Annotated in this window: 17 protein-coding genes; 2 read left to right on the forward strand and 15 right to left on the reverse strand. The window is 40.6% G+C overall.

Features of this window, described 5'->3' with window-relative positions:
- The 13 genes from B5D46_RS01800 to rluB all read right to left on the reverse strand — a co-directional run.
- The coding region (locus B5D46_RS01800) for a hypothetical protein (protein ID WP_200805000.1) at nucleotides 1-185 on the reverse strand (185 nt) is incomplete at its 3' end.
- Between the two features lie 194 nt (nucleotides 186-379).
- Entirely contained in the window at nucleotides 380-1,111 is a 732-nt protein-coding gene (locus B5D46_RS01805) for an SDR family NAD(P)-dependent oxidoreductase (protein ID WP_159442994.1), read from the reverse strand.
- A gap of 77 nt (nucleotides 1,112-1,188) precedes the next feature.
- Nucleotides 1,189-1,965, reverse strand: a complete 777-nt coding sequence (gene dapB / locus B5D46_RS01810; protein ID WP_078927973.1) for a 4-hydroxy-tetrahydrodipicolinate reductase — start codon at nucleotides 1,963-1,965, stop codon at nucleotides 1,189-1,191.
- A gap of 2 nt (nucleotides 1,966-1,967) precedes the next feature.
- A complete protein-coding gene (locus B5D46_RS01815; RefSeq protein WP_078927974.1) occupies nucleotides 1,968-2,453 on the reverse strand; it encodes a GNAT family N-acetyltransferase in 486 nt (161 codons plus the stop codon).
- Between the two features lies 1 nt (nucleotide 2,454).
- Nucleotides 2,455-4,125 (reverse strand): DNA repair protein RecN, encoded by a 1,671-nt coding sequence (gene recN, locus B5D46_RS01820; protein WP_078927975.1) that lies wholly within the window; start codon nucleotides 4,123-4,125, stop codon nucleotides 2,455-2,457.
- Between the two features lie 12 nt (nucleotides 4,126-4,137).
- Entirely contained in the window at nucleotides 4,138-5,055 is a 918-nt protein-coding gene (locus B5D46_RS01825; protein ID WP_031491851.1) for an NAD(+)/NADH kinase, read from the reverse strand.
- 108 nt (nucleotides 5,056-5,163) lie between these two features.
- On the reverse strand, nucleotides 5,164-5,952 hold the full coding sequence (locus B5D46_RS01830; protein WP_078927976.1) for a hypothetical protein: 789 nt from the start codon (nucleotides 5,950-5,952) through the stop codon (nucleotides 5,164-5,166).
- Between the two features lie 269 nt (nucleotides 5,953-6,221).
- Nucleotides 6,222-6,584: a 30S ribosome-binding factor RbfA gene (gene rbfA, locus B5D46_RS01835; protein WP_031491854.1), complete on the reverse strand. Its 363-nt coding sequence runs from the start codon at nucleotides 6,582-6,584 to the stop codon at nucleotides 6,222-6,224.
- A 12-nt stretch (nucleotides 6,585-6,596) separates the two neighbouring features.
- On the reverse strand, nucleotides 6,597-9,134 hold the full coding sequence (gene infB / locus B5D46_RS01840; RefSeq protein WP_078927977.1) for a translation initiation factor IF-2: 2,538 nt from the start codon (nucleotides 9,132-9,134) through the stop codon (nucleotides 6,597-6,599).
- A gap of 19 nt (nucleotides 9,135-9,153) precedes the next feature.
- Nucleotides 9,154-10,641: a transcription termination factor NusA gene (nusA, locus tag B5D46_RS01845; RefSeq protein WP_078927978.1), complete on the reverse strand. Its 1,488-nt coding sequence runs from the start codon at nucleotides 10,639-10,641 to the stop codon at nucleotides 9,154-9,156.
- 18 nt (nucleotides 10,642-10,659) lie between these two features.
- Complete coding sequence (locus B5D46_RS01850) at nucleotides 10,660-11,160, reverse strand: ribosome maturation factor RimP (protein WP_051639440.1); 501 nt, start codon at nucleotides 11,158-11,160, stop codon at nucleotides 10,660-10,662.
- 185 nt (nucleotides 11,161-11,345) lie between these two features.
- Entirely contained in the window at nucleotides 11,346-12,992 is a 1,647-nt protein-coding gene (locus B5D46_RS01855; protein ID WP_078927979.1) for a TerC family protein, read from the reverse strand.
- Nucleotides 12,993-13,172: 180 nt separating this feature from the next.
- On the reverse strand, nucleotides 13,173-14,369 hold the full coding sequence (rluB, locus tag B5D46_RS01860) for a 23S rRNA pseudouridine(2605) synthase RluB (protein WP_078927980.1): 1,197 nt from the start codon (nucleotides 14,367-14,369) through the stop codon (nucleotides 13,173-13,175).
- A 123-nt stretch (nucleotides 14,370-14,492) separates the two neighbouring features.
- Here rluB and B5D46_RS01865 point away from each other — a divergent pair, with 123 nt between their 5' ends.
- Together B5D46_RS01865 and B5D46_RS01870 are read left to right on the forward strand one after the other, a co-directional pair.
- Complete coding sequence (locus B5D46_RS01865; protein WP_159442995.1) at nucleotides 14,493-14,810, forward strand: cell division protein ZapA; 318 nt, start codon at nucleotides 14,493-14,495, stop codon at nucleotides 14,808-14,810.
- Nucleotides 14,788-15,393, forward strand: a complete 606-nt coding sequence (locus B5D46_RS01870; protein WP_078927982.1) for a 5-formyltetrahydrofolate cyclo-ligase — start codon at nucleotides 14,788-14,790, stop codon at nucleotides 15,391-15,393. The genes B5D46_RS01865 and B5D46_RS01870 overlap by 23 nt, the downstream gene beginning before the upstream one ends.
- A 36-nt stretch (nucleotides 15,394-15,429) precedes the next feature.
- Here B5D46_RS01870 and secG read toward each other — a convergent pair whose 3' ends face one another.
- Nucleotides 15,430-15,837: a preprotein translocase subunit SecG gene (gene secG / locus B5D46_RS01875; protein WP_078927983.1), complete on the reverse strand. Its 408-nt coding sequence runs from the start codon at nucleotides 15,835-15,837 to the stop codon at nucleotides 15,430-15,432.
- 76 nt (nucleotides 15,838-15,913) lie between these two features.
- Nucleotides 15,914-17,257, reverse strand: a complete 1,344-nt coding sequence (glmM, locus tag B5D46_RS01880; RefSeq protein WP_031491863.1) for a phosphoglucosamine mutase — start codon at nucleotides 17,255-17,257, stop codon at nucleotides 15,914-15,916.
- Between the last annotated feature and the right edge of the window lie 6 nt (nucleotides 17,258-17,263).

Genomic DNA, 17,263 nt, shown 5'->3' on the forward strand with positions numbered 1-17,263 from the left:
AGGAAGGCTTTACTAAGAGAAACTTCACCTGTATCGGCATTTAGTCTACCGACATGAACTCTCTTAGCAACTCGAGACTGTTTCTTAAGCGGGTCCCATTTATTGTAGTAAGAGATGATATAGGTTCTACCCATTTTGTCTGTATAGCTTGAGTAATTCCACTTGATTTCAGATGAGTCAGTCATATAAATAGTCCATTAAGATATATTATGGACTATGATATAACAAAAATAGAATTACATAAAGAAAAAATCTTAAAAAACAGTGGAATAAAAAGAATATTTAGATGATTTGTGATAATAATCACCCTAGTTTAAAACTAGGGTGAGCGGAGGTTGGGTATTATCATAGCAAAAGAGTATACAGGTAAAGATTTCGCTTAGAACTTCAGCTTCTTGAATATAAACTCAGGGATCATTTTTACAAATCCCATAATGAAGTACCAGATAAGAGGAGTGTAAACAATGGTGTGTCGTTTCTGCATGGAAGCAAAAATCTGCATACCGACATAATCAGGAGAAGCTGTAAGCAGTTTTGGCTTCTTTCTGTGAGCATTCAGCTTGGTCTCAACCAGACCGCATTTTATATCCAGAACATTTACTCCATGAGGATATAAAACAGCTCTAAGTCCTGAAAGATAAGTACTAATTGCAGCCTTTGCACTGCAGTAAACGTAGTTGGAGTAATATCCCCTATCTCCTGCAACAGAGCTTATAACCACAATATGACCATCTCCCTTTGCCTTATACTTATCAGTTACAGAGGCTAAAAGAGTAGCTATAGCAGTGTAGTTAACGTTAATAATTTCCAGCTGATTCTTTAACTCATAATGACATACATTAACATCACCAAGAGTACCTGCTGCTATAAACAGCACATCAGGAATTTCTCTATCATCAAAGAAGGTAGCGACCTTTTCTGAATCTGTTAAATCCAGAACCACACCGTTGATTATACGACCACAGTCCTTATAAAAATCAGAACAGGTTTTATTAAGAGTTTCTTCGTTTCTGCAAGTAATGGTTATGTTGTAATCCTTCAGAGCAGCCATCTTAATAAAAGAATGAGCAATTTCAGAACTGCCACCGATTACCAGTAATGATTTAGACACGAGAGAAATCCTTAATAATGTAATTGAGTTAAGACAAAAAAAGCCCCACAAAAAATGGAGCTTTATAAGTTTATAAATTAGTTCTTATCCAGACCTAAAACTTCATTCATGCCGTAAAGACCAGGCTTTTTACCGCTTAGCCATAGAGCTGCGCGCAAAGCACCGCGGGCAAAGGTCTGTCTTGAGGTTGCAACGTGACCTAATTCAACGCGCTCACCCTCTGAGCAGAACATAGCAGTGTGTTCACCAACAATATCACCACCACGGATTGAAGAGAAGCCGATTGATCCGTAAATACGCTCACCAGTGATACCATCTCTGCCTGCAACCATTACATCCTTCAGGTTAACATTACGGCCTGCAGCAGCGGCCTCACCGATTGCAAGAGCAGTTCCTGATGGAGAATCAACCTTATAGCGGTGATGAGCTTCAACAATTTCAATATCAGCATCAGCCATAACAGCAGCAGTCTTCTGAACAAGATTTAGAAGGATGTTCACACCAACTGAGAAATTTGCTGACAGAACAATAGGAATTACCTTTGTGTAATCCTTAATCTTGTCACGCTGATCATAATCAAAGCCTGTAGTACCAAGAACAACAGCACAGTTATGCTCTTTAGCGTATGCTAAAACAGCCATAGAACATTCTGGTCTTGAGAAATCGATAATCAGATCAGGTACTACTGATAATTCATTTATATTTGGAACAACTTCAACATTGCATCCGTTTGGAAGAGAATCCCTGTTTTTATCGATACCACAAACAACTTTAGCATCAGCAAGACCGCGACAGCATTCCCATAAAGCGTGGCCCATACGACCGCCTAAACCAACAATACAAATTTTAAGCATGCTTAAAGCTCCTTTTTCATTTTTATTAAGTGGTCGTTTATATAGCCGATTCTCTTCAATCCAAGATTCTCGTAAAAAATAAGTCCACCACTGTTTTTCGTTTCAACATCAACTTCTATACTGTGCCCGCCTTTGAGCAGAACCATCTGTTCTGCTATCTTCATAAGGTTTGAGCCTATTCCTAGTCTCATGTATTCAGGCGCAATATAAAGTGCAAGTATCTGACCTAATTTTATTTCGTTAACGAAAGTTAAAAAACCATAAAGTTTATTTGCACCACAAACTAGCACGGTCTTATAGTTCTCACCATTTAAGCGCTCTTCCCAGTATTTAGTGAACTCTTCAGGTGGAAGATTTATTGGCTCTGCTCTGTTTTCATATTTAGCAGATTCAAGCTCAAGTTTAACGATGGCAGCAGCATCTTTAACTTCAGCCCAGCGTAATGTTACTACATCTTTATTTTTAAGAGTGATGGTAGTTTCAGCCATTCTAATTTCCGCTCTGTTTTAATAGTGCATGAGCTGACTGACGGGTAGCTTCAGTTACAACATTTCCCCCCATCATTCTGGAGATTTCTTCAACTCGTCCGTCCATATCAAGCTTTATGACAAGTGAGTGAACATTACCGTTATCTTCAACCTTGTTCACTAAAAACTGCTGGTTGGCACTTGCAGCAACCTGAGGCAGATGAGTAACAGTTATAACCTGCACACTCTGACCTAACTGTCTTAACAGATTGCCAACGCTTGAAGCGGTTCTACCTGAAATACCGGTATCAACCTCATCGAAAATAAGTGTTGGAGTTGAGTTGGCAGAAGAGGTCAGAACCTCAATGGCAAGAGCAAGTCTGGACAGCTCACCGCCAGAAGCAACAGCCCCCAGTTCCTTTGGAGACTCTCCAAGATTTGCAGAAAAAAGAAATTCAACGTCATCTCTTCCGCCTAATCTAGGACGACAGTTCTCATCACGAACAACTTTCACAATAAAAACACCATCCTTCATGGCGAGTTCTTTAATCTTTAAAGAAACCTCAGATGACATGCGTTTTGCTGCAGCAGCTCTTAACTCAGATAGTTCACTGCATTTTGCTTCATAAGCATCTCTTAGCTTTTTAACATCAACTGTTAAACCAGCAATCTGCTCTTTTAAAGACATGAAATGCTCAAGCTCTTTCTCAAGACGCTCCCTAACCTTATAAAGCTCCTTTGGCTGAACATCGAAACGTCTTGCAAACTCGTGGCATTTTGAAAGTTTCTCTGACAGTTCCTCAACAAGTTCAGGGTTTGCCTTCAAGGTCAGATCATTTAAGGCATCACGGGCCAAATCTAGGTGTTCTGCCGCCTTTGAAAGATCCTCAACAATTGGGTCAATGCTATCCTTAGCATAAACACTGACACGGCTTAAATCAGAAATTCTTGCAGAAATAATATCAATGATATTGTGCTCTTCATTCTCCAGAACACCTAAAGCAAGAGCAACTGCATCCTGAGCCTGAGACTGATGCTGCAGAGAGTCATAATCAAGGCTTATCTGCTCGTAATCGCCTTCCTTTAAATCCAGCTTATTTAAGGCATCAAGCTCAAATTTCAGATTCTTGTAATTAGATGCCCCCTGCTGCTGTTCATCAGCAAGTTCCTGCAGTTTTCTTCGGCTTACATTATAGGCATTGAAAGCTTCATCTACAGCCTTAACCTTATTATTGAGCTTTCCAAAATCATCAACCAGCTTTAGCTGATTGCTCTTGTCTATAAGCTTGATACTTGCGTGTTGACCATGAATAGCAACAAGCATTGCGCCTATTTCCTTAAGCCATGCAAGAGTACATGGAGTATCATTGATATAGGCCTTGGATTTTCCATCTGAACCAATGACTCTTCTTAACATCAGAGAGCCATCGTCACTCACCAGATCATGAGATTTTAAAAATGATTGAGCCTGTTCATTCTTATCAATAGAAAAAACAGCATTAAGTTCTGCCTTTGAAGCTCCTGTTCTGACCATATTGGCATCTGCTCTAGCTCCCAAAAGCAGAGATAAGGCATCTACGGTAAGTGATTTACCGGCACCGGTTTCACCTGTTATACAGGTCATTCCAGAATTGAAATCTAAAGTATTCTTGGTACTTAAAGCAAAATCTTTAACAATTAGCTGTTCAAGCATAAAACAATCCAGTTATACCAGGCTCTTGCCCCATCCTAATTTCTTTCTTAAAAGACTGTAGTAGTCATATCCACGTGGGTGCATTAAAGTCAGAGGGATCTGATGCTGTCTTATCATTACAGTACACTTTGTATCAGCTCTCATAGTTACCTGACCGTCACAGTTAATTGCAATCAGCTCTGGTAAATCATCAGGGCATTCAAACTCGATTTTGATTTCACTCTTGCCAGGGATGATAATTGGAGAACAGTTAAGCGAATGAGGAAACATTGGAACCAAAGATAAAAGATCAAGATGAGGTTCAATAATAGAGCCACCAGCAGATAGCGAATAGGCGGTAGAACCAGTAGGTGTGTTGATAATAATACCGTCACCTCTGATGGTATACATATATTTATCACCGATGGACACTTTTAGAACCATCATGTGAGCAATCGTACCGGAGTGAATTACAGTCTCATTTGTAGCAAGAGAATGTCCAACCATCTCTCCAACACCATCCTCAGAACGACGAGAAACAATAACATCAATCATTGTTCTCTCTTCGAGGGTGTATTCTCCGTTTACAATTTTCTTTATGTTCTCATCAAGATTTGATGGACTTACATCTGTAAGCAGACCCAGATGACCTCTGTTGATTCCCAGCACAGGAACTTTAAGATCAACAAGTGTTCGTGCTACACCTAAAACAGAACCATCCCCACCGACGACAATAATCAGATCAACATCCCTCATATCCCTTCTGGAAATACATTCTATATCAGGAAGATTAAATCCAACCTGTGTATTGGCATCAATATAGACTTTTACACCATAAGAAGTAAACTTCTGAGCAATTTCCTTAATTGCAGAAGACAAAGGTCTTTTGTAAACCTTGGATATGATTACAACTGATTTGATTTTTTTTTGCTGTACGTTTTCGGTGGCCACGTAAAGACTCCTACGTTTTTTATTTATATTTTACCTTGCAGGTAGCCTTTTTTCAAAAAAACACGGCACATTTTGATGCATATTTTTCTTAATTTTAAAACGTGCATCCTATTGGGGAACAGACTCATATTCAAAAACAAAATCTCTAAAGGCAATATGCTCTCCCTTATTGTGATAGTCATTGATCTGAGTGTTGAGGATATTTATCTGATTTGAAAATTCTGACTGGATGTATTCTAGGACTGCAGATAGCAGATTGTATGCCTGAATTCCGTTAGCTTTGGTCTTTTTTATAGAACAGTACAGATCATTCATCTCTACACAAACAGAATACCAGCTTAAATCCTCAGGTATAGCTTCTACGTAGTTCTCATTTATATATTTAACCAGCATTCTAAAATCTGGAACTTCATTCTTATGACTAGAATAGTACTTGAGCATCATTGAGCCAAGACTGATAACATCGTAAAAATCTCCACTGCGCATACACATGGAATAGAAATACTTGCAGGCAAGGACTGCAGAGAAAAACTCAACTGCCGGAGATTCAGTCCAGTCTGCGACATCCGGCTGATTGTAGCGGCATACTACCAGGGATTTTAGGGAATCTATATTACCAAGTCCTTTCTCAAAGCACTTTATTACAGCCAGTGTTTTAGCAGCCTCATCCATACCAAACTTGGCAGTTTCTCTTAAATTAAGAATGGCCTCATCAATCATGATCTGATTTAAGCAGCCGCTTGCATGAATAATGAATAAATCATACTGGGCGCTTCTATAGTCTGGATTCTTTGGTCCTACTTTCATGAGCATAGCTTTAGCCTTCCTATACTGGGCAGCCTTCATAAACAGTTCGCCACGCTCCAAAGCGGTCATTGATAAAGCCTTCTTTTCCATACACCTCACCTTCATAATTTCTTATTTCGGGTTACTTTACAGAGTGTATTTAGAAGTTTAGGTGCATAAATAAAACGCAACCTTGAAATGTGTACAGAATTTGGCTTTTATCCGGCAAAAATCGCTAAGAATTGATCATAATCACCAAAAATAAAACAAAAGGTAAAAAAAAATGAAAATAAAATAAAAATCCCAAAAGAATTTGGCATTCAATTGGGATTCTCTTCGCATTAAGAAATAAAATTACTTATGTATCAGACCATTAAAAACTAGTCTTTATGCAGACCTTTTCTGATTAACGCATCAATTTTCATTGATTCTGTGACTAAAGAGTCATATCTCAAATCAAGTTGTGGCATATATCTTAAGTTCAGTCTTGCTGCAAGCTGGGAGCGAAGGAAACCCTTGGCGCTCTTTAAACCAGTCATTGCAGATTTAATTTCTTCCTCATCATCAGTGAGGAAAGAAATATATACACGAGCATTTCTTAGATCCGGTGAAACATCAACCTCTGTAATAGTGGCGTTTTTCACACGTGGATCTTTGAGTTCATTCTGCAGTACATCAGCTAGTTCGCGTCTTACTGCAGCTGCTACTCTTTCATTTCTTCCGTAACTTTTCTTTGCTGGCATATTATCCTTTAATTAATCAAGTGTACGTGCAACTTCAACCTTCTCGAATACCTCGATACGGTCGCCAACACGAACATCCTGATAATTCTTAACACAGATACCGCATTCGTTGTTCTGCTTAACCTCAGATACATCATCCTTGAAACGACGTAGAGAATCAAGCTCACCTTCGAAGATAACAGTATTATCACGCAGCACACGAATAGGAGCTGAACGCTTAACAACACCTTCAACAACCATACAGCCTGCAATTGCACCGTACTTAGGATGACGGAAGACATCACGAACCTCTGCATAACCGATGAAGTTCTCACGAACTTCCTTCTTAAGCAGACCGGACATAGCCTTCTTAACATCATCAATCAGGTCGTAAATAACGCTGTAGTAATGTAAATCAACTGATTCAGAATCGATTACCTGTCTTGCAGGACCATCAGCACGAACGTTGAAGCCGATGATTACTGCGCTATCTGCTGCAGCAAGAGTTGCATCGTTAGCGGTAATACCACCAACACCAGAACCGATAATCTTAACCTGAACTTCTTCGTTACCAAGTTTCAGCAGTGCATCAGAAATAGCTTCAACAGAACCCTGAGTATCAGCCTTCAGAACAACCTTAAGTTCTGAAGCATTGCTCTCCTTGAACATAGAAGCAAGCTGAGCACTCTTCTGCTTAGCAATCTTAAGCTCACGGAACTTACCCTGACGGAACAGAGCTACTTCACGAGCCTTCTTTTCGTCGGATACAGCGGTAACTTCATCACCAGCTGAAGGAACACCAGACAGACCAAATACCTCAACAGGGATTGATGGACCTGCCTCATTTAGCTCCTGACCCTTTTCATTACGCATTGCACGTACTCTACCGTACTGAAGACCACATAGAATGGTATCGCCCTTGTGTAAAGTACCTGAACGAACTAGAACAGTAGCAACTGGACCACGGCCCTTATCAAGACGTGATTCGATAGTTACACCTTCAGCCATACCGTCATGAACAGCCTTAAGCTCTAAAACTTCAGCCTGAAGAGTAATTGCCTCTAACAGCTCATCAACACCCATACCAGTCTTTGCTGATACCTCTACGAACTGGTTCTCACCACCCATAGACTCTGGGATAACAGAATGCTGCATTAATTCGTTGATTACACGCTGAGGATCTGCACCTGGCTTATCCATCTTGTTGATTGCAACAATCATTGGAACCTTAGCAGCCTGAGCATGCTGGATAGCTTCAAGAGTCTGAGGCATTACACCATCATCAGCAGCTACAACTAGAACAACGATATCGGTACACTGAGCACCACGGGCACGCATTGCGGTAAATGCAGCGTGACCAGGGGTATCAAGGAAAGTAATACCATTATTTCTGGTCTCAACATGATAAGCACCGATACGCTGAGTAATACCGCCGGCTTCGCCAACAGCAACCTTTGACTTACGGATGTAATCAAGTAAAGAGGTTTTACCATGGTCAACGTGACCCATGATGGTTACAACAGGAGCTCTCATAGTAGCCTCAGAGATAGAACCACCTCTCTCTCTTAAAAGCTGCTCTTCGATCTCATTCTCCTTGCGAAGAATAACCTTATGGCCCATTTCCTCAGCAACAACCTGAGCTGTAGACTGATCTAAAACCTGGTTGATGGTTACCATTTCGCCTAACTTCATCAGACACTTGATAACCTCAGTAGCCTTAACAGCCATCTTTGCAGCTAAATCTGCAACAGTGATGGTTTCACCAATTTCAACATCACGGGTTACTGGTGCAGCTGGACGGTTAAAGCCGTGCTGCTGATTTAGTTTTGCAGCACCCTTAACGCCCTTACCAGCCTTACCGCCCTTCTGTCTACGGTTATTCTGCTGTTCAGCTTCTTCAAAACGCTTGTTGCTTCCGCGTCTGTCAGTACCGCTTCTGTCTCTGTGACGACCACGGTTCTCAGCTTCACGCTCCTGTCTTGCCTCTGCTTCACGAACATACTGTGATGTTAATGAATCATCATCGTCATCATCACTTGCACGTGCAGCTTCTTCAGCAGCCCAGCGAGCTTCATTCTCTTCAGCAAGCTTTCTGGCCTGCTCTGCAAGACGCTTAGCCTCTTCCTCTGACTTACGCTTCTGCTGCTCTTCCTGAGCCTTGCGTAATTCAGCAGTTGCCTTATCCTCTTCCTTCTCCTTGTGAGGAGCAGGAGCTGACTTAGGTTTTACTGCAACCTTAGTAGCAGCCACCTTAACTTCAGCCTTAGCTGCACTCTTCTCTTCAGGAGCCTTCTGCTGTTTTTCAGCAGCAGCCTTTGCAGCAGCTTTCTCTGCAGCTTCCTTAGCCTTACGTTCCTGCTCTTCCTTGGCAGCCTGCTCTTCAGCAGCTTTTTTCTCTAAAGCTTCAGCTTCAAGCTGAGCCTTTCTTGCCTTAGGATCGACAATAATCTTTTTCTTTCTAACTTCTACCTGAACTTTCTTAGTTCCCTGCATAGCAGCATTGGAACTAGAAGACTTCTTTAAAGACATGCGTTTTGGTGCTGCGCCTGTCTGTTCTTTCTCTTCACTCATCTAAAGCCTTCCTTAAATCTTACTTTGCTGAATCTTTGAACCAGAACTCATTTCTAGCTGCCATAATAATTTCGCCAGCCTTCTTCTCGTCCAGACCTTCGATATCAGTTAAGTCATCAGTAGCCTGCTCAGCTAAATCTTCACCGGTCTTGATACCGTGAGCAACTAACTTAGTAGCAAGCTCCTCGTCAATACCTTCTAGTGCAGATAACTGCTTGATACCTTCAGCATTTTCAGCCTTCTCTTTTGATTCCAAAGCTTCTCTTGCAACGTTCTGTAACTCTGAAGCGGTTTCTTCATCCATACCATCAATTTCTAAAAGATCTGATGGATCAACATAAGCAACTTCTTCTAGGTTAGTAAAGCCTGCATCTGCAAGTGCTCTTGCAAAATCGTCATCAACATTCAGGTTATCAGTAAAGTTCTTTACAATCTTACCAACTTCTTCCTGAAGATTTGACTCAAGCTCATTTTCAGTCATAACCTTTAGATCCCAGCCTAGAAGCTGAGAAGCCAATCTTACATTCTGACCATTTCTGCCAATTGCTAAAGCAAGATTCTGCTCTTCAACTGCAATGCAGATGGAGTGGTCTTCTTCATTGATGATAATTCTAGAAACTTCTGCAGGTTCCATGGTATTGGTTACATACTGAGCTAGATTCTCATCATATAAAACAACGTCAATCTTTTCGCCTGACAGCTCATTTGATACAGCGGTAACACGAGCTCCTCTCATGCCGATACATGCGCCTCTTGGGTCAATACGCTTATCTTTTGAACGCACTGCAATCTTTGCACGAGAACCTGGGTCACGAGCGACACCCATAATCTCAATTACATCCTCGCCAATCTCAGGAACTTCAATTCTGAATAATTCCTTTAAGAAATCAGGAGATGTTCTTGAACAGATAATCTGTGGACCACGATTTGCCTCAGACTTGATTTCCTGTAGAAGAACCTTAACACGGTCACCTCTACCATAAGTCTCGTGAGGAATAATCTGATCTCTCTTTAATACAGCCTCAGCATTGTTGCCTAAATCCAGAACCATGATGTCATGAGTCTGCTTCTTAACTGTAGCGTTAACAATCTTGCCAACTCTTTCTCTCTGCTCAGCAACAACCTGCTCTCTTTCTGCATCCTTAACTTTCTGAGATAGAACCTGTTTTGCAGTCTGAATGGTAATACGATCGAATGCTACAGACTCAATCTGCTCCTCAACAATATCACCAGCCTTAATGCCTGGATGGTCAATAACAGCTGCCTGTAGAGAAATCTCCTGTGCAGGCTTCTCCAAAGGACCATCTGTGTCTACAACAACCCATCTACGGAAAGTATCATAAGAACCTTCTTTTCTATCAATAGATACGCGAACAAGAATTTCTACCTGATACTTCTTCTTGGTTGCAGTTGCTAATGCAATCTCTAAAGCCTCAAAGATTTTATCTCTTGGAATAGCGCGTTCATTTGACAGCGCCTCTGCAATGGCAATAATCTCTTTACCCATTTTCTATCTAAGACCTCGTTATGATGCGCTTCTAGGAGCTTTCTTGTTGTTCTGTGGAAATTCAGGAACGACTCTAGCAGTGGAGATATTGGAAAAAGCGACTTCCATTTCACCAGATACTTTATCGTTAATCTTGAGCATGCCATCTTCTGAAACACTCTCTAAGATGCCCTGAAGTTTATGTCTTCCTTGAGTTGGCATACGTAGTTCTGCCTTAACAGTCTTTCCAACATATGCCTTAGTTTGTTCAAGTGTGAACAGGATTCTGTCAAGACCAGGTGAAGAAACCTCAAGTGTATACTTAGGTGCAATTAAATCTGCAGCATCCAATGCAGGAGACAACACATCCATGATTTCTCCACACTTGTCTGCGCTTACACCCTCTTCTGAATCAATGAACACCTGTAAAACCGCATGATCGCTACCGCCTCGGTATCTTATTCCCCAGACTTTAACATCCATGGATTCAACCAATGGTGTTACAAGTTCAGTAACTTTTTCTTCAATGGTTCCTGCCATTAGTACCTCTTAAATCCCATAAAAAAAGGACCGCTAACTAGGGTCCCTTTCTTTTGAAGTTCCACTATATCAAATACATATCTTAAGATATGTATAGGTTCAAGCTCACACTTGAACAGACTTGAATCTGTATAAATCCAAGCATGCATATTTATAGCAGATTATTGTAAAAAAATCAAGTTTTATCACTCCTGAGATTTTGTTTCAGATTCTTCTTCCCCGCCATCTTTAGGTTTATTTCGAGTCAGTTTTAAAACATTGATACTGGTTAAATCAGCACTTGAAACTTCAATAGTCCAGCCATCAACCTCCAGTTTTTCTCCCTGCTTAGGAACTCTCTGGAAGCGATCAAGAACATATCCAGCAATTGTCTGATAATGTTCATTTGCACTGATAGCAAGTCCTGTTTCTCGCTCTAGATCCGATAAAATGGTATCGCCATCTACACGATAGGCACTTTCGGATTCATCATATGGAAGAATTTCAGGTGTTTCAGTTCTGCTTGGCATCTCTCCCGTGATTTCCTCAAGAATATCCTGTAGAGTTACTACACCTTCAAAAACACCAAACTCATCAAAAACAAAACCAAAATACTTCTTGTTTTTCTTAAACTGTTCTAAGGCCTTTAGAATACTGATTGTCTCAGGCAGATGAATAGGCTGTACTATCTGGCGTTCAATATCTCCAACAGCAGTATTGCCCTGCAACATCTGTCCTAAAAGATTTGCTCTTACAATAAAACCTAAAGGCTGATCCTTAAATCCGTTCTTATAGGCAATCAGTCGACTGCGGGTACACTGCATTGCCTTTTTAATAACAGATGTTGTAGAACCGTCAATCTTAATCATCTGAAGATCAGGTCTTGCTGTCATAACAGCCTTAACCGGCAAAGTTGAAAGCTGCAGTACTCTTGACACCATTTCCTGTTCCTGAGAATTGAAAATATCCTCCTCAGGAGCAGAAATAATTGCATCCTTCAAGGTTGGCATATCATCAGGACGGGAACCAAGCAGTCTTAGTACAATAGTAGCTGCAGTCTGTCTTGCAGTATTATTCTTTTTTAGCTGAAGAAGATTCTTTCTTGAAATCTGATTAAAGGACTCAATAAGAATTGAAAAGCCCATTGCCGAATACAGATAGCCTTTACTTACGTATATATGGAAAGCTTCCAGAATTAAGCTGAATGCAATTAAAAGCAGGAATCCTAAACACAGAATAACCAGTGTAGGATGTTTTGTAACAAACTCTGAAATAGCTCCTGACGCCCATATCAGAAGTACCGAAGCAATGGTTACAGAAATAATCATGATATAACCATGATTAGTCATACCGATGGCTGTAACAATGGCGTCTGCAGAGAAAAGAACATCCAGAATAATAATCTGAGAAACAACCACAGCAAAGGACTGAACTACAGCCTTATTAACCGTCATAGCCTCTTCAACGTCTGTTGCCTCAAGCTTTCCATGCAGCTCCTGAGTTGCCTTATAAATAAGGAACAGACCACCAGCAAGCATCATCAGATCACGGCTTGTACACTCAAAGTCATAGATAGTGAATAACGGTTTAGATATCGCGACAATATATGCCGCAGAAAGCATGAGGATGATTCTTATTACAAGAGCTCCCCCAAGACCAAGATATCTTGCCTGCTTTGCCTGTTTAGGAGGTAGTTTTGCAGAAAGAATAGCAATAAACAGTAGGTTATCAATACCCAGAACTGTCTGAATTACGGTCAGAGTTAAAAGACCAACCCAGGCGGTAGGATCTAAAAGCCAGGCTATATCGAATTGTAAGGTAGGTCCTGCTATAGAACTTGCGAGCTCTTCCATACTACAGGACTCCTTTACCTGAAAGATTTAAAACGAAAAAGAATCTTAAATTATCACAACAGGTCGGGTCAGGGTTCATTTTTAATTAAATATCACTCCAAATTAACAAAGGCTCTTACTTTAGATTTTAGAAAAAAAACTATAGCAGAGCCGTACATTAATCATAAATCGAAAAACAGTTTATTTTTTTCTACCAAAACTGCTCTTAACAGTTCCTCTGCTCCTTACTGCAGAGAATTTGCTTAGCTTTCTGCCTGAGCCATTACTATCATCTCGACGAGCTGAATAGCTTGAACGGGATACTATCTTAGACTCAGAAATATTTCTGTTTTCATTTGAGGAAAAGTTCCTCTTGCCTCTTCTTGAAGAATCCTTGCTGTAAGGAGCCTTTCCTGATTTTGAAGGAGCTCTGCTCTTCTCTCCGTTTTTTGAAGGATATGAAGACTTTCTTCCTTCAGTTTTCTTCTCATATTTTCTTGGAGATGACTTCTCAGAAGAAGGCTTACCTGAAGATCTGCCACCTGCAGCTCTTGGCTTTCTGCTCTCACCAGTCTTGCGAGCTCCCTGAGCAGAAGGCTTCTTGCCTCTGGTTGACTGAGCAGCGTCTAGATCCATTGAGCTTGCTACTTCCTCAATAGGATCAAGATGAACAGTCTTTCTTAACTTGTTTATTTCAGATAATGTCAGTTCTCTGAACTGACCGGTCTTAATATTAGGATCAAGACTTACACCTGCGTATTTGATTCTGATAAGACGGCTAACCTTAAGACCAACAGCTTCCCATAGGCGTCTAACCTCACGCTTACGACCTTCCTTTAAGGTAACGTGATACCATGAGTTACGACCTTCACCGCCCTGATACATAATCTTGCTGAATCTTGCAACACCATCTTCCAATGTTACTCCCTGAAGAAGATCTGAAATCTGCTTCTCAGAAACTTCACCATAGATACGAGCAGCGTAAACACGCTCAACCTCATACTTAGGATGCATTAGCGCATTGGCAAGTTCACCGTCAGTTGTGAATAATAGAAGACCTGAAGTGTTAATATCAAGACGACCAATATAAATCCATCTGCCAGAAGGAGGCTGTGGAATATGATCAAAAACAGTAGGTCTGTTTTCTGGATCTGATAATGTGGTTAACTCACCTTCTGGCTTGTGGTACATCAGAACTCTGCACTCAACCTTATTTGAAGAAGGTGACAGCACAACCTTGTTATCGATCTTAACTGTAATATCGTTTGCTTCAAAACGGTCACCGATGGAGGCAATCTTGCCATCAACAGAAACTCGGCCCTCATCAATCATCTGTTCTAGGGCTCTACGTGAAGCGATTCCAGCACGGGATAAAATTTTCTGTAACTTCTCAGTCATATATCTCTCAAGCCATAAAATGGCGATAAAAAAATTTCGTAAAAGCGTATTTTATCATTTTGGGAGAGATTCTATCGAATTAAAGATAAATTTATTTTAAAATACCTGCAAAAAGGAGATATGATGCCAGATAACGATAAAGACAGCAGTGTCTCATTCTCAATTCTCGGAGAGAATTTTAATCTTCGTTGCTCTTCCGAAAAGAAGGCAATTCTTGAAGCCTCTGTAAAAAATCTTCAAGCAAAAATTTCTAAAATGCTTAGGGACAATCCTAGTATTTCCCCTTTTCAGGTAGCGATTCTAGCTGCGCTTGACTCAGAAAGTAATCTACTGGAATACCTGGATGCAGATACTCCTTTTATCAATCAGGCCACAAAGAAAATCCTAAAAATGAAATCCGAATTAAAGAAGACAGAAAATGGCAGAGTACAAAGGAAATAAAGAATTCAGAAAAAAAATCCGCCAGGAAATTCTTAAACAGAGAAGAACTATTCCCGATGAGGATGCTTATAAAGCAGGACTTAATATCGTAAAGGTTCTAAAGGAACATCCTTTTTTCACAAGTAAAAAAATTGTTGCTTCCTATGTCAGCACGGGAGGAGAAATATCAACCTCACCGCTGAATGACTATCTACTAGACGCCCACGATCTGATTCTTCCTTTCATAAATATTAACGTTAAAGGCAGTATGGATTTTTATTCATTCAAAAAGGGAGATCCCCTTATAGAAAATAGATTCCATATTCTTGAGCCAGAGAATAAGAAAGAAAATCTGATCAGACCTGATTTAATAGATGCTATTGTTGTTCCGCTGGTTGCTTTTGACAACAGAGGAAACAGAATGGGAATGGGGGGAGGATACTACGACAGAATGCTGAAAAAAATTTCTGCAGAATGTCTTCTGATAGGTATCGCTTATGACTTTCAGCTTATTGATAATGTTCCAACCGAAAGCTGGGATATGCCATTAGATGAAGTGATTACTCCGACAGCTCACTATATATATAACAAAAAATGGCCATAAGGCCATTTTCTTTTAAACGCAATATCAGACTAGAAATTATTTCTTATCTGAAACTACTGGAGCATCACTCTTAGATGCATTATTCTCGGTCTTAACTGCAGGTGCATCAGTCTCAACAACAGGAGCATCGGTAGTAACTGCAGGAACTGACTCTACAACTTCAGCCTCTGGAGCATCACCAATGTTTGAGAAGTTTGAAGTCTCTTCGTGCTGAGCCTTCTGAAGATAGCCTAAAGCTAAACAAACACCAAAGAAAAGAATAATTAAAAACCAGGTTGAACGGGTTAGGAAGTTACCTGAACCAACTGAACCGAAAACAGTATTTGAAGCGCCAGCACCGAAAGATGCGCCCATACCAGCGCCCTTACCCTGCTGAACTAAAATCAAAGAAATCATCGCAATAGCGATTAAAAGTAGTAAAACGATTAAAACTTGATACAACATAATAATAACGCACCCTATTTTGCGTACATTTAGACTGCAAAATGATACAAGTTTATGAAAATAAATTCAAGAACTTTTAACTGTCGGACTGACGAATAATTACATCAGCAATTCTCTGAGCTTTTGAGCGAACGTCATCACGGTCCTCGCCTTCAACCATCACTCTGACCAGAGGTTCAGTTCCTGATTTTCTCAGAAGCACACGACCGGTTGAGCCTAATTCCTTCTCAACGGCTTTTACTTCCTTCATAACAAGTTCATCGGTAGTGATATCAATACCGGCAGTCAGACGAACATTAATAAGTTCCTGAGGGAACATTACAAGCCCTTCAGATAGTTCTTCAATATCCTTACCCTCGTACATACATGCCTTTAAAACCTGAAGAGCAGAAACAATTCCGTCACCAGTTGTTGCATGATGAAGAGAGATGATATGACCACTGTTTTCACCGCCTAGCTTCCAGTTTCTCTCTAAAAGCTGTTCCATAACGTAACGGTCACCTACCTTTGCTCGGCAGAATTCAATATTCTCGCGCTTTAAAGCAAGCTCTAAACCAAGATTTGTCATCAGAGTGCCAACAACACCGCCATTCAGACGATTTCTCTTCTGAGTATCCTTGGCAATAATGTACAGAAGGTTATCTCCGTCGCGAAGAACACCATGTCTGTCACACATAAGAACACGGTCACCGTCGCCATCAAAGGCAATACCAAGATCAGCCTTGGTTGCAAGAACTTTGGCAACAAGAGCCTGAGGGTGAGTAGAGCCAACCTCATCGTTAATATTAATACCGTTTGGTGCATCACCGATTGTGATCACTTCAGCGCCAAGCTCTCTAAATACAGATGGAGCAATATGGTAAGTAGCACCGTTTGCACAGTCTAAAACAATCTTTAATCCTTCAAGGCTGAACTGGCTTGCAAAGGTTGACTTACAGTACTCAATATATCGGCCCTGAGCATCCTCCTGACGGTAGGCACGACCAAAATCAGAAGCAGCAGCAAGCTCAATTGAATCTTGATCTAGATACTTTTCAATCTCAAGCTCAATTTCATCAGGAAGCTTTGTACCCTGACCTGAGAAGAACTTGATACCGTTGTCAAAGTAAGGATTATGAGAAGCACTGATTACAACACCAAGATCAGCTCTGAAGGCACGGGTTAGATGAGCTACTGCAGGTGTAGGCATAGGACCTAACATTACAGGGGACATTCCGCCAGCTGAAAAACCAGACTCAAGAGCAGCCTCAAGCATATAACCTGACAGACGGGTATCCTTACCGATGATTACCTTTCCGCCTTTTTTCTTACCTAAAACTTTACCAGCAGCTAAACCTAACTTTACAGCAAAATCTGGAGTAATAGGAAACTGACCAACACGACCTCTAACGCCGTCAGTTCCAAAATATTTTCTTTTCATTTGTTA

The sequence above is a fragment of the Succinivibrio dextrinosolvens DSM 3072 genome (assembly GCF_900167015.1).
Classification (GTDB): Bacteria; Pseudomonadota; Gammaproteobacteria; order Enterobacterales; family Succinivibrionaceae; genus Succinivibrio; species Succinivibrio dextrinosolvens.